The organism is Pseudomonas baetica (assembly GCF_051216495.1).
GTDB classification, from domain to species: Bacteria; Pseudomonadota; Gammaproteobacteria; order Pseudomonadales; family Pseudomonadaceae; genus Aquipseudomonas; species Aquipseudomonas baetica_B.
Genome location: NZ_JBPKAM010000013.1, coordinates 74,850 through 87,330, shown reverse-complemented (window position 1 = coordinate 87,330; position 12,481 = coordinate 74,850). Strand labels below are relative to the sequence as shown.

Genomic DNA, 12,481 nt, shown 5'->3' with positions numbered 1-12,481 from the left:
GAGGGCATCACATTCAACATATTTATTGACAGATGTACCGCTTTCGCGAGCAGGCTCGCTCCCACAGGTTGAGTGCTTCAGTCGACGGGCGATGAACATCAAACAGCACCTTCCAGCGGCTTGCGCGCCACCACATTGACCAGGGTCTCTTCCCGCTGGCCAAAGGGTTTTGGCTTGCACACGCCCAGCTGTTCCAGCAGCCCGAAGTCCTTGGCGCGGCTCCACCACAAATAAGGATAAGACACGTTCTGTGCACCGAATTCGAAACCCTGGCGGCGAATCATTTCCAGGTACTGCGCCGCGCTTTTCTGCACCTGCATCGGGTGGCGGAACAGCCAGCGAATGACCCAGGTATCAATGTAAGCCTCGGTGGATTCGGCAAACAGCAGATAACCGCCAGGCTTGAGTACGCGGTAGAACTCGGCCAGAGCCTGCTCCTGCTCCACCAGATGGTGGAAGGTCTGATGACAGAACAGCAGGTCGACACTGGCATCCGGTACCTGAAGGTTCGCGCAATCGCTGCCGATCAACTCTACTTTTATACCCTGATTGACCGCTTCTGCACCGCTGCGGTTCAGGCTGTATGGGTCGGCATCCACGCCAATCAGACGTCCGGGCATGAAAGTCTGACGCAGGAGCTGGAACGACTTGCCCTGACCGCAGCCAGCATCAAGCAGCACCGGGTGGCTCGGAGGGGCTTCGCTGAACAAGCTGCGCAAATCGTTGATCGCCACGCGCAGCACATAGTGCTGCCAAGTGCGGCTGCGCAGGAACCACAAGCCGAAACGGGTTTCTTCGACGTAGTTATCGCTTAAATAGCTCAAGATGCATTCCTTGCACAGAGTTCTGAAATCACCTTCAACCGACGCTTGGCCTCGCTGACGAACGGGTTGCGTTCGTCCCAGGCGTATCCGGCCAGGATCGAACTGATCATGCGGCGGATTTCCGGTGAGCTGCCCTCGTGGAAAATCACGTCCTGGAAGGTCCCTGCGTACCAGCCTTCGACATAGCAACGGAAGGTATCGACCCCGCGCTTGAGCGGTTCGGCGAATTCCCGTTGCCAGTCGACGGCTTCGCCCTGCAGCTGGCGGTGCAGAACCTCGGCCGCCATGCTCGCCGAACGCATGGCGATGGTGACGCCGGAGGAAAACACCGGGTCGAGGAATTCCGCCGCATTGCCCAGCAGCGCAAAACCCGGCCCGTGCAGGGTTTTGACATTGGCCGAGTAACCGCCAATGGTTCGCGCCGGCGTATCCCACACGGCGTTTTCCAGCACGCCGGCCAGGCTTGGGGTTTCGTCAATGAAGCCACGCAGGCAGTCGTCAAGGTTGTCGGTGCGGCCCTCGAAGTGTTCCATGGCGGCCACCACGCCCACCGAACAACGCCCGTTGCTGAACGGGATGGTCCAGAACCAGACATCGCGCTGGGTCGGATGGGTGGTGACGAGGATCTTGGTTCGGTCGAAACCCGGATGGTCTATCTGGTCTTCGACGTGGGTGAACACTGCCTGGCGCACCGGGAAGTTCGACGGTGCCTCGAGGTCGAGCAGGCGTGGCAGGACGCGCCCATAGCCGCTGGCGTCGAGCATGAAATCCGCTTCGATGCGGTACTCGCTGCCGTCCTCGCGACGTACTTCCAACCACGGTTTGCCTGGCTCGATGTCGACGCTGACGATGGTTTCGCCATAGCGGATTTCCACGCCTTGCAGTGCCGCCTGATCGGCCAGCAACTGGTCGAAATCGGCGCGTTGCACCTGGAAGGTCGTCGGTTTGCCGTCGGTGAAGGTTTCACTGAAATCGAAGGTGCTGTACTGCTCGCCCCAGGCAAACGCAGCACCGGTTTTCAGCTGGAAACCGGCGGCGTTGACGGCGTCGAGCATGCCTGCCTCTTCGACGAAATCCAGGCAATGGCACAACAGGCTTTCGCCGATGGAAAACCGTGGGAAATGCTGGCGCTCGATCACCAGCACATCGTGGCCCTTGCGCTTGAGCAGCGCGGCGGCAATGGCACCCGAAGGGCCTGCGCCGATAATCACGATCTGGCGACGTTCCGTTTCAACGGTTGGCATGGGGGCTCCTTGCCGGGGCGGCAGCGTTCAGGGGAATCCGGTGCATGCCGGCCAGTGCCGGCAGCAGTGTTGCGACCAAGCCCATCAGCATCAGCGCAAAGTACAGTGCGGGGCTGATGAGCTGTTGTTGCAGCAGCAGGTTGAGAAACACGATTTCGCTCAAGCCACGAATGTTCAGCAGCACGCTCTCTCGCCAGCGACTGGCACCCTGGAACGAGTCGCCAGCCCACGTAAGGCCGAACCAATTGCCCATCAATTTGCTGGCAATCGGCAACAGCAGCAGCGCCGCCAGTTGCACCCAGCCCAGGCTGTCAATCGCACTGTGGACGTTGATCTGCACGATGCCGAACGTGAGGATCAGCGGAATCGCCAGGTAGGTCTGCAAACGGCTCATCCAGATCGCCGGTAACGGCAGTACCAGCGGTGCCTTCAGCGCGGCCATGATCAACACATAACCGATACCGAAAATCAGCGCATTGAGCTTGTAGTGTTCAGCCACCATCAGCAGGGCGAAAAAGCCCAGGCTGTACAGCCACAGTTGACGCAGGCCCAGCAGTCTCAGCAACACCGGCAGGCAGGCGCCGGCCAGCGGCAGCAGCAGGCTGCTCAGGTGCAGGGTGCCTTGGGCGATGGCGAACAGGGTCCAGCAGGTGAGGTCGATGAGGATTGCGGTTTGCACCAGTCGCCGGGTCGCGGTGGTTGGGTAATCGATATGCCGCAGGTACAGGTACAGCACCGGGATCGCGGTAATGGCAAACAGCAGACCCACTGCCAGAGAACTGAGCCACGGCTGCGGCGGCAGCAGCCAGAGGGCCGTGGCGAGGCCACAGGTAAACGGAATGCAGAAACTCGGCAGGGCAATTTTCAGGCTCTGGCGGTCCAGTTTCAGGTCGATCACGTCGCTGAGGATATAGCCCAGCAACAGTGCGAAACTCAGGCTGTAGAGGTTTTTCAGCCAGACCGGCGACACCAGCGCCGCACCGCTCAATTGCCATTGCGGTTCGATCCAGAAGTACATCAGCAGCGGCAAGCCAACGGTCGCCAACAGTAACTGGCTGACGATCGGGATCAAGCCGACGTGGCGACCGAGCCGGGTTGCCACGGCGAACAGCAGCAGGGCCATCGCCCAGAACAGAGCGATCATCATGCTGTCGGCTCCGCGACCGTCGCCGCATGCGCCTGGCGACCGGCCCAAGGGGCGAGCATGAAGCTGAATATCAGACCCAGGCTGACCGACAGGCCGAAATTACTCACCGCCGGCGTGCTCGACACCGCCAGCAGGCCGAACGACAGCCAGGTGGTCAATGCCGCCAGCAAGGTGCCCAGCAGGCTCACGGCGGCGCCGCCCACCTGTTCGCGCATAAGGATTGCGTAGTCGACGCTGATGGCCGTCACCAGCAGCAGGCCGAACAGACTGAACAGGGTTAACGGTTGCCCCAGCCAACCAAGAGTGGCCAGGCTGCACAGTGCCGCCAGCAACGGCAGGGACACGATGCGCAATGCACCGCCGACCCCGAAGGGCAGGATCAGCACCAGCACGATCAGCACGCAGGAGGCGAGTTTCAGCTCGGCGGCACTGATCTGGGTCGCAGCAAACACGTTGTTCAACTCGCCCAGCCGATCCACCAGTTTCACGCCGGGTAAGTCTTCGGCCTGGACCCGCAACAGCGACGGATTGTTCAGGCCTTGCAGACTGACCATCGCGGCCACGCCGTCATCGGTCGGCCCCAGCCACAACAGGCGATAAGGCTCGGCCAAGGGGCCGGCCAGCGCGGCGTCGATGTCTTCGACGGGCAGTGCCTGCAATGTCGTCAATTCGGCTTGCAGCGCCTCGACCGGAACGCCGACATCGAGCAACGGCTGCCAGAACGGCGGCAGCTTGTTCAATGCTTCGCGCACCTTGCGTTGTTCGCTCGGCGGGCTGACCAACTGATTGAGCGACAGGTAACCCTGAAGTTTTTCCAGGTTGACCAGTTGATCCAGGCGTTCGCTCAGCGCGGTCTGGCGTTCGAGCAGTTGCTGCTGATCGGCGGCTTGCACCAGGAAAAATTGGCTGGTGGGTTGGTAACCGGTGATCCGTGCAATGGTTTGCGCTTCGTCGGTCAGTTGTCGAGGCGCGCCTACCCACTGGCGGATGTCATTTTTCGTCTCGAGTTGCAACAGGCCACCGGCGCAAAAGGCAATCAGCAGCGCCAGTAATACGGGTGTGCTCAGGTGCTTGAGCAGTGCTTCACGACGTCCCAACAGATACGTGGACACCTTCAACGGCCACTGCGCCGGGCGCAGCTCAAGGCCCTTGAGCAGTGCCGGCAACAGGCAAACGGCGGACAAGTAGGCGCCGAGCAGGCCGGCGGCGGAGAACACCGCAATTTGGGTCAGCGCCGGGAACGGGGTAAAGGCCAGCGCCAGGTAGCCGATGGCGCTGGTGATGAGGCTCAGGGTCAGCCCCGGCAAGGTCAGGCGCAGGGCCGGCCAGCTGTTCCAGGGCTTCATGCTCCAGCTCTTGGACAGATAATGCAGCGGGTAGTCGACGGCGACGCCGATCAGGCTCGAACCCAGCACCAGGGTCATCACATGCATGTGGCCGAACAGCGCCACGCAGGCCACCGCGCCGAACAACATACCCGCCAGCACCGGAACGAAGGCCAGCAGCACGCGCCAACGACGGAAGGCCAGCAACAGCAGCAACAGAATCCCCGCCGTGGCACCGCCACCGACCCAGGTCATTTCGCGGGAAGCCTGTTTCTGGCCGTTGGCGGCATACAGCAGACCGCTGGCCGCCAGCAATTGCACACCGGACTCGGCGGCTTCTTCGCGGCTGTGCTGGAGCAGGTCATCCACTTGCAATGGCAGGTTCATGTCGAAGGCGTTGCCGGTGGTACGCGCGCGCAGCAGCACCCAGCTCTTGCCGTCAGCGTCGGCGATCAAGGCACCGCTGCCGATGTCCAGTTGCACCGAACCGCGCTGCGGCTGGCTGCTCTGGATGCGCCCGGTCAGGCCCAGCCAATCGTCCTGGCTCGGCACCAGGCTGAAACCGGTGAACGGGTCGAACAGGGCTTGGACCCGTTGCTGGATGAAGGCATCGGGGTGCTCGATCAGTTGTCGGCGATCTTCCTGCGAAAGCATCGCCAGGCGACCTTGCAACAGTTGCGTGCGCAACGCCGGCAAGTCGGCTTGCAGGTTCCACTGGACCTTTTCGAACAGGCCGCTGGCTTGCCACTGATCACCCAGTTTCTGCGCCATGGCGATGGCTTGCTGGCGGTCGGTGTGGCCGACCAGCACCAGCATTTCGCGGTTGAGCGGTTCCTGCATGCGCTGTTCGGCGCGCAGTTCCAGGGCGTCCGGGGCGGTGCCGGGCACCAGTTCCATCAGGTTGGCCGACAGCGGTGCGCCGTCGCGCCACTGCCAACCGGCGAGCGCCAGGACCGCCAGCAGCAGGATCAGGAACAGCCGCGGCAGCATCCGTTCACTCGGCAAAGTCATGTTGCTCCGCATCGCTCAACGGTTGGGTGCTGGTGCTGTCCTGCATGCGCAACAGGGTGCTGTCGCCCTGGGTTTCCAGCAGTTCGATGCTGTGTACCAGCTCGCCGCCCGTGATGTTGATCTGATTGAACACCTGCTTGAGCAGCAACGAACGCGGTACCAGCGTCAACTTCCAGTCCAGCGCTTCGCCGGCCAGCGACAACTCGAAATCCCGTTGCAGCCCACTGCTGTCGCCTTGCAGTACGGCGAGGAACAAGCGGTTCTGCTCGGCACCGGCGCTCTTGTTCGGCAACATCTGCCAGCCGCTTGTGTCACGTCGGGCAATGCCCTTGGCGGTGATGCGGTAATCCTGTTGCAACGGGGTTTTCAGCAGCCACAGCAAGCCGTGGTTTTTCGCCAGGACGAAAGTGCCCTTGCTGGTCAGCGGCTGGGGCAGGGCGCGCAGGTGTTTTTCCTGGATGAAGTTGCCGTGTATCACTTCGGGTTTGGCCAGTTGATCGCTGAGTTGTTGCAGATCGAAAGCCTGGGCCAGCCCTGGAATACCCAGCAGCACGCAAAAAACTGTAGGAGCGAGCTTGCTCGCGATGGACGTCAACGATAACGCGGGAAGCTTGATGCCCCGCGGTGTCCTTGCGTTCATCGCGAGCAAGCTCCCTCCTACAGGGGGGCGGCAGGAAATCATGGCAGGGCCCTCTCGACAGCCTCGGTGAAGACCTTCGGCGAAGCCAGTTGCATCTCGCGGCTGCTCATATCGACGGCGACCTGCACGGAAACGGCGCGGGTTAATCGCTCACCGGTTTGCATATCGCTGATCAGGTAGTTGATCTTCAGACGGTTCTCCCACTCCACCAGATTGGCGCGCACGTTCAGTCGCTGGCCAAATACTGCGCCACGCACGTATCGCAGTTGCAGGTCGATCACTGGCCAGGCATAGCCCGATTCGGACATGGCCGCGTAGTTGTGCCCGATCCTGTCCAGCAACGCGCAGCGGGCGACTTCCAGGTATTTCACGTAATGGCCGTGCCAGACGACGTTCATGCTGTCGACGTCAAAGAACGGCACGAGGATTTCCGTATCGGTGTGGAGCACTCCCTTGCTACGCATGCAGCCTCCAGTGTTGTTCGGCGATGCGTTTCAGGCACAGGCGCAGTTCGCCTTCCAGTGCGCGGTCTTCGATGACTGGCGGGAAGTCCTTGGCCAGTTCCTCGTGCATGGCGGCCAGGGCCGGTGGCAACGGCCGCGCATCTTCGGCTTGTCCACGCAGCCACACGCCCTGGTTAGCGGCCAGCAAGGTAGCGGCGGCGACCTGTTCGGTCAGCTCCAGCACGCGAATCGCATCACGGGCGGCGATGGTGCCCATGCTCACCTTGTCCTGGTTGTGGCATTCGGTGGAGCGGGAAAACACGCTGGCCGGCATGGTGTTTTTAAGCGCTTCGGCGGTCCAGGCACTGGCGCCGATCTGCACGGCCTTGAAGCCGTGGTTGAGCATCGCCCGCTCGGCGCTGGCGCCCGACAAGTTGCTCGGCAGGCCATGGTTATAGCGTTCGTCCACCAGCAGCGCGAGTTGGCGATCCAGCAAGTCGGCGACGTTGGCCACCAGGTTTTTCAGGCTGTCCATGGCAAAGGCGATGTGACCGCCATAGAAGTGCCCGCCGTGCAGCACGCGCTCGGCCTCGGCGTCGATGATCGGATTGTCGTTGGCGCTGTTGAGTTCGGTCTCGATGAACGAACGCAGCCAATTCAGGCTGTCCGCCAAAACGCCTAGGACGTGAGGGGCGCAGCGCAGGGAGTAGCGGTCCTGCAAGCGGTGCAACGGCGCGGTCGGTGCGTCGATGGCCAGATCCTTGCGTAACCACGCGGCGACTTGCATTTGCCCCGGATGCGGTTTGGTGGCGAACAGGCGCTCGTCGAAGTGTTCCGGATTGCCTTGCAGCGCGACGACGTTCAGCGCGGTGATGCGGGTGGCCAGGTGCAGCAGGTAATCGGCGCGGGCGTAGGCCAGGCAGGCAAGACCGGTCATCACCGCCGTGCCGTTCATCAGTGCCAGGGCTTCCTTCGGACGCAGGACCAGTGGCTGCCAGCCCAGTTCGCGGTGCACATCGGCGGCCTGACGGCGTTCGCCGCGGAACATCACTTCGCGTTCGCCGGACAGGGTCGCGGCAACATAGGACAGTGGCGTCAGATCACCGCTGGCGCCGACCGAGCCTTCCTCGGGAATCAGCGGCAGAATGTCGTGCTCAAGGAACGCTTGCAGGCGTTCCAGCAGTTCCACGCGCACTCCGGAAACACCATGGCACAGCGACTGCAACCGCGCCGCCAGCACCGCGCGGGTGGCTTGGGCGTCGAGCAGCTTGCCCAGTCCGCAGCCGTGGAAGGTGAACAGGTGCTGCGGGAGCGCCTCGACGTGATGCAGCGGCACCGCCACCACGCAGGAATCACCATAACCGGTGGTCACGCCATAGATCACGCCTTCCTTGTCCAGCAGGGAGTCGAGGAATCGTGCACCCTTGGCGATGCGCTCGCGGTACGCGGCGTCGTCCTGCAACTGCGTCGGCACCTGGCGGTTGGCCAGGGCCAGCACGTCTTCAATGCGCAAAGGGCGTTCGCCGAAGGTTACCGGCTCAAGCATTGGCGTCGTCATCGGTCTTCCAGAATGGGTAAAAGTTGAACCATTGTTGAGGTGCTTCGAGGCAATAGTGACCCAGGCGTTCGGCATAGCGGCAAGCCCACTGATGAATGACCTGCTCGCGATCGCTGCGTTTCCAGGTGATCACCTCGGCGAAGGGTTCCAGGGTTAGACGGTAATCGCCGTCGGGTTTCTTCAGGCACAGCAGCAGGTTGACCGGGCATTTGAGCAGGCCGGCCAGCAGCCAGGGCCCTTGTGGAAAACGGGCCGGGTGGCCCAGGAAATCCACCGTCACGCTGCGCCCGCCATGCAGCGGCACACGGTCGCCAGCAATCGCCAGCCACTCGCCGCGCTCCAGGCGTTCGTGCAGTTGCAACATGATCATCGGGTCCAGTTCACTGACCTGAATCAGGCGCAGATTGGTGGCCCCGGCTTCGCCCAGCAAACGGTTGAACTGCTCGGCGTGCTTGGTGTGCACCAGCACGTTCATCGTCACCTTCTCGCCGATCTCCGCCAGCGCGCGACAGACCTCCAGGTTGCCCAGGTGCGCCCCCACCAGCATCTGCCCGCGCATGCCACGCAATTGGTTGCGCAGCAGGGCCGGGTCGATGATTTCGATCTGCTCGATGCTCAGCTTGCCGTTCCACACGTCGAGCTTGTCGAGCATGGAGTCGGCGAAGGCCATGAACTGACCGAACACCCGCCAATGGGTTGGGCGCAATGCGTTGCGACCGCTCCAGTCGGCGAGCCGCCGCTGGTACTGCCAGGCACTGTGGCGGGCGCTGCGACCGAACAGGAAAAAGTACAGCACGATGCCATACAACAATGGGCTCAACAGTCGGCGTCCGAGCACTTTGGCGGCGAACGCCGTGAACTTCATCAGCCAGAAGCTGCCGCGCTCCTCGCGGTCGGCCCAATGCTGCTTGTCGGCGTTCATGTTCGCCACCGTCGCCAGAGGATCAGGGGCGAGCGCAGCAACATGCCGAAGAACAGCCGGGTGTGCATGCTCGAAATCAACACGTTGTCATGGAACATCCGAAAATGCGAAACACCATCCAGCGGGTAATGAACCCGGGTTTGCAGCCACTTCATCGGCTGGTTGCGCCAGGCCAGGCGCACCAGAATGTCCGAGTCGAAATCCATGCGCTTGCCGATCTTCGCGCTGTCGATCAGTGCCAGAACCGGTGGCAACGGATAGACGCGGAACCCGCACATCGAGTCGCGGATTTGCAGCGACAGGGTGTTGATCCAGACCATGACGTGGGTCAGGTAGCGGGCGTACAAGCGGCCTTTCGGCACGCTGGCGTCGTATTGCGGATAACCGCAGATCAAGGCCTCGGGATGGCTGCGTGAGTGTTCGATAAAGCGTTTAACGTCTTGCAGGTCGTGCTGGCCGTCGGCGTCCACCTGCAAGGCATGACTGAAGCCCAGTCGCGATGCCTCACGCAGGCCGGTCATCACTGCACCGCCCTTGCCCTGGTTGGTGGCGAGGCGGATCAGGTGGATCTTGTCGCGCAGGGCCAGTTGATCCAGCACCTCGGCGCAGGGCCTGTCGCTGGCGTCGTCCACCAGAATGCAGGGCAGTCCGCTGGCGAGCAGCGCATCGACCACGGTGGTGATCGCGGTTTCATGGTTGTAGACCGGGATGACGGCGCAGGGGTTATGCATGATTGGAAGCCTGCAAAGAACCCTTGTGGCGAGGGAGCTTGCTCCCGCTGGGCTGCGAAGCAGACCCAAATCCATCCGGCACCGACTTCATGGCGAGTGCTTCGCACTCGAGCGGGAGCAAGCTCCCTCGCCACAAAAAGTCCTTGCGCCACAGGTTATGCATGCGCCGCCTCCAGCAGAATCCGCCCGCTGGAGCAGGTGGCGGTTTCATTGCGATAGGCGAAATACAGTTTGCTGCGGGTCGGGTCGAAACGCAGGTGTAATTGAACTTCATCCCCTGGACGCACCAATTGCTGGAACTTCAGCACTTCCATGCCGGCGAATTTTTCCGGCAGGTTCATCAATTGCTGGCCCAGGCTCATCGCCCACTCCACCTGCACCACACCCGGCAGCACCGGAGCCTGCGGGAAGTGGCCGCTGAAATAGGCCAGGTCCGGTGGCACGGCCAGTTGCAGGCTCCACTCGCCCTCGGCTTCGACTTGCTCCAGCACTTGCGGTGCCTTGGGACGCGGCGCCAGCAGCAGCGCTTCGACGTCTGCCTGGGGCAGTTTGCCTTGAGCGTTCAGCGGCATTTGCCGCAGCAGGCGCCAGCGCCGTGGCAGGGCAATGACTTCGCAATGCTGGCTCAGGTGTTGGCGCAATTGCTCCGTGAGCGAGCGTCGACCCTGATTGCGCAGAGCGTGCAGCCCGGCATCGGTCAGGACCAGCAGGGCGCCCAGAGAGGCGCGGTTCTCCTGGACGACACCGAGCCGTGCTTCGGCGACCCAATCATGGGCCGCCAGCGCCTGCTCCAGCATGGGCAGCGAGATGCGTTTTTCTTCCAGTTTGACAATCCGGTCCAGTCGTCCGAGTAGTTCGAAGCGACCATCGGCTGCGATTCGTGCAGCATCGGCAGTGTGTTCGACATGGTTGGCGGGCAAGTAGGGCGAGGCGATGAGCAGCGCGCCGTCATTGTCCTGGCTTAGCTCGACGTCGGCGAAGGGCTGCCACAGATCTTGCCCTTGGCGCCAGGCAATACCACCGGTTTCCGAGCTGCCGAAGATTTCGGTCGGCCATTGATGCAGGCGCTCGTGCAGGCTCTGCGCCGCCTCGGCCGGCAAGGCACCACCTGAAGAAAACACCCGACGCACCGCACTCAAGGCCGGCCAGTCGAGGTTGTCGCCCATCCGCTTGAGCAGCGCCGGGCTGGCAACCCAGGCAAATGCCGGGTATTCGCGGCTGGCGCGTTGCAGGTCTTCTGGAAAGGCCAATTGCTTGCGTACGAACGGGCGACCGGCGCACAGCGGCCACAGCACCCGGAACAGCAGGCCATATATGTGCTGGGTGGCGACGCTACCGATGATGCACGCAGGGCCCAGGTCGGCCCCCCATAGCCGCTCCAGGGCTTCGACTTCGTTGACCAGTTGGCGCAGATTCTTTTCGATGCGTTTGGGTTCGCCGCTGGAGCCAGAGGTGCACAGGCTCAGCGAGCAGCGATTCGGATCCAGCGCTTCAGCGGCCAATGGCGGATGCTGGAAACCGTCCAGATGGTGGTCGTCGGGCTGATCGGTGAGCCACAGGTCGACTTCGCTCGACCAGCGCTGGCGAGTGTGGGGCTGGAGGTCTGCCGGCAACAAAACACCGACGCCGGCACGCCAGGCGCCGAGCAGGGCAATCGCCAAGTCAGCGGCATCTTCAAGGTGCACGGCCATGCGCCGCACGCCCTTGGCTTGCAGGGCGGCGGCCAGGCTCAGGGCCCGTTCGCACAGCTGCGTATGATTCATCGCAGGTTCGGCCGTTACGGCGCGCTCCGGCTGGGCCTTGAGCAGCAGGTGCTCAAGTTTTATCCAATTCATATACGGCCTCGTACCCGTATTCGTATGAGCAGCTCGATGGCAAACATCAGGCCTATCAATCCGTAGGAAATCAGCCCCGTGTACACCATCCACCAGCTCAGCGGTGCCCAAAGCGTCAGGGCGGCGGCGCACAAGCCGTTGCAGAGAAAAAACACGCTCCAGGCGATGGTCACCTGGCGGGTGTAGCGAATGCCCTCGTCCGGCAGATCCGGTTCACGCACACGGGCCAAACGCTCCACCACCGGCGGGCCGTAAATCAGGCTCCCGCCAAACAGCGCCAGCATGAAGCCGCTGATCAATACCGGGTACCAGCGCAACAGCGCCGGGCTGTCGAACAGCGCCAGCAACAGGCAAAAAACAATGGCCACCATGGCCATCCACACGCTGCCGGGTCGTCGTTTGCCGGTCAGTACCCGCGCCAGCCACAGGCTGCCCAGCAACAGACCGAACTGCCACGGCGCAAAGTGCTCCATGCCGAAATACACCGCGAAGGGGTACAGCAGGCCCGCCAACAGCAGGCCGAGGCCGATCAATCGACTCATGCGGCCGGTTGAACCAGACGGTAGACCGCCTCGACCACGTCACTGACGGTACGCACCGATTTGAATTCCTCGGCAGCGATTTTCTTGCCGGTCTGACGTTTGATGTGATCGATCAGATCGACCGCGTCAATGCTGTCGATTTCCAGGTCCTGGTACAGGTTGGATTCGAGGCTCACCCGCTGGGGGTCCAGCTCGAACAGCTCGACCAAGGCATCGCGCAATGTATTGAAAATGTCGTCACGAGTTTGCATGGTCCGGT

General features: G+C 62.3%; 12 protein-coding genes. All 12 read right to left on the bottom strand.

Features of this window, described 5'->3' with window-relative positions:
• Positions 1 to 98 precede the first annotated feature (98 nt).
• The 12 genes from ACSFE6_RS07635 to ACSFE6_RS07580 all read right to left on the bottom strand — a co-directional run bounded on the left by ACSFE6_RS07635 (position 99) and on the right by ACSFE6_RS07580 (position 12,473).
• Positions 99 to 824, bottom strand: coding sequence for a class I SAM-dependent methyltransferase (locus ACSFE6_RS07635; RefSeq protein WP_435427029.1), 726 nt, complete (start codon positions 822 to 824; stop codon positions 99 to 101).
• Complete coding sequence (locus tag ACSFE6_RS07630; protein ID WP_435427028.1) at positions 821 to 2,068, bottom strand: NAD(P)/FAD-dependent oxidoreductase; 1,248 nt, start codon at positions 2,066 to 2,068, stop codon at positions 821 to 823. Before ACSFE6_RS07630 ends, ACSFE6_RS07635 begins: the two co-directional genes overlap by 4 nt.
• Positions 2,055 to 3,215 (bottom strand): sodium:proton antiporter, encoded by a 1,161-nt coding sequence (locus ACSFE6_RS07625; RefSeq protein WP_435427027.1) that lies wholly within the window; start codon positions 3,213 to 3,215, stop codon positions 2,055 to 2,057. Before ACSFE6_RS07625 ends, ACSFE6_RS07630 begins: the two co-directional genes overlap by 14 nt.
• A complete protein-coding gene (locus ACSFE6_RS07620; RefSeq protein WP_435427026.1) occupies positions 3,212 to 5,551 on the bottom strand; it encodes an MMPL family transporter in 2,340 nt (779 codons plus the stop codon). Before ACSFE6_RS07620 ends, ACSFE6_RS07625 begins: the two co-directional genes overlap by 4 nt.
• Entirely contained in the window at positions 5,535 to 6,233 is a 699-nt protein-coding gene (locus tag ACSFE6_RS07615; protein WP_435427025.1) for an outer membrane lipoprotein carrier protein LolA, read from the bottom strand. The genes ACSFE6_RS07620 and ACSFE6_RS07615 overlap by 17 nt, the downstream gene beginning before the upstream one ends.
• The gene (locus ACSFE6_RS07610) at positions 6,230 to 6,655 is read right to left on the bottom strand and encodes an acyl-CoA thioesterase (RefSeq protein WP_435427024.1); all 426 of its coding nucleotides are present in this window, start codon (positions 6,653 to 6,655) and stop codon (positions 6,230 to 6,232) included. Before ACSFE6_RS07610 ends, ACSFE6_RS07615 begins: the two co-directional genes overlap by 4 nt.
• The gene (locus ACSFE6_RS07605) at positions 6,648 to 8,192 is read right to left on the bottom strand and encodes an HAL/PAL/TAL family ammonia-lyase (protein ID WP_435427023.1); all 1,545 of its coding nucleotides are present in this window, start codon (positions 8,190 to 8,192) and stop codon (positions 6,648 to 6,650) included. The genes ACSFE6_RS07610 and ACSFE6_RS07605 overlap by 8 nt, the downstream gene beginning before the upstream one ends.
• Positions 8,173 to 9,114: an LpxL/LpxP family acyltransferase gene (locus ACSFE6_RS07600; protein WP_435427022.1), complete on the bottom strand. Its 942-nt coding sequence runs from the start codon at positions 9,112 to 9,114 to the stop codon at positions 8,173 to 8,175. Before ACSFE6_RS07600 ends, ACSFE6_RS07605 begins: the two co-directional genes overlap by 20 nt.
• Positions 9,111 to 9,845 carry a glycosyltransferase family 2 protein gene (locus ACSFE6_RS07595; RefSeq protein WP_435427021.1) on the bottom strand — a complete coding sequence of 245 codons (735 nt, stop codon included), beginning with the start codon at positions 9,843 to 9,845 and terminating at the stop codon, positions 9,111 to 9,113. Before ACSFE6_RS07595 ends, ACSFE6_RS07600 begins: the two co-directional genes overlap by 4 nt.
• A gap of 155 nt (positions 9,846 to 10,000) precedes the next feature.
• Positions 10,001 to 11,680, bottom strand: coding sequence for an AMP-binding protein (locus tag ACSFE6_RS07590; protein WP_435427020.1), 1,680 nt, complete (start codon positions 11,678 to 11,680; stop codon positions 10,001 to 10,003).
• Positions 11,677 to 12,222, bottom strand: a complete 546-nt coding sequence (locus ACSFE6_RS07585) for a hypothetical protein (protein ID WP_435427019.1) — start codon at positions 12,220 to 12,222, stop codon at positions 11,677 to 11,679. The genes ACSFE6_RS07590 and ACSFE6_RS07585 overlap by 4 nt, the downstream gene beginning before the upstream one ends.
• A complete protein-coding gene (locus tag ACSFE6_RS07580; RefSeq protein ID WP_090328312.1) occupies positions 12,219 to 12,473 on the bottom strand; it encodes an acyl carrier protein in 255 nt (84 codons plus the stop codon). The genes ACSFE6_RS07585 and ACSFE6_RS07580 overlap by 4 nt, the downstream gene beginning before the upstream one ends.
• Positions 12,474 to 12,481 lie beyond the last annotated feature (8 nt).

Bases quoted from the DNA above. Each gene is read 5' to 3' on its own strand.
- ACSFE6_RS07620 (WP_435427026.1), bottom strand. From the start codon at position 5,551: ATGACTTTGCCGAGTGAACGGATGCTGCCGCGGCTGTTCCTGATCCTG.
- ACSFE6_RS07600 (WP_435427022.1), bottom strand. From the start codon at position 9,114: ATGAACGCCGACAAGCAGCATTGGGCCGACCGCGAGGAGCGCGGCAGC.
- ACSFE6_RS07610 (WP_435427024.1), bottom strand. From the start codon at position 6,655: ATGCGTAGCAAGGGAGTGCTCCACACCGATACGGAAATCCTCGTGCCG.
- ACSFE6_RS07630 (WP_435427028.1), bottom strand. From the start codon at position 2,068: ATGCCAACCGTTGAAACGGAACGTCGCCAGATCGTGATTATCGGCGCA.
- ACSFE6_RS07625 (WP_435427027.1), bottom strand. From the start codon at position 3,215: ATGATGATCGCTCTGTTCTGGGCGATGGCCCTGCTGCTGTTCGCCGTG.
- ACSFE6_RS07580 (WP_090328312.1), bottom strand. From the start codon at position 12,473: ATGCAAACTCGTGACGACATTTTCAATACATTGCGCGATGCCTTGGTC.
- ACSFE6_RS07585 (WP_435427019.1), bottom strand. From the start codon at position 12,222: ATGAGTCGATTGATCGGCCTCGGCCTGCTGTTGGCGGGCCTGCTGTAC.
- ACSFE6_RS07615 (WP_435427025.1), bottom strand. From the start codon at position 6,233: ATGATTTCCTGCCGCCCCCCTGTAGGAGGGAGCTTGCTCGCGATGAAC.
- ACSFE6_RS07595 (WP_435427021.1), bottom strand. From the start codon at position 9,845: ATGCATAACCCCTGCGCCGTCATCCCGGTCTACAACCATGAAACCGCG.
- ACSFE6_RS07605 (WP_435427023.1), bottom strand. From the start codon at position 8,192: ATGACGACGCCAATGCTTGAGCCGGTAACCTTCGGCGAACGCCCTTTG.
- ACSFE6_RS07590 (WP_435427020.1), bottom strand. From the start codon at position 11,680: ATGAATTGGATAAAACTTGAGCACCTGCTGCTCAAGGCCCAGCCGGAG.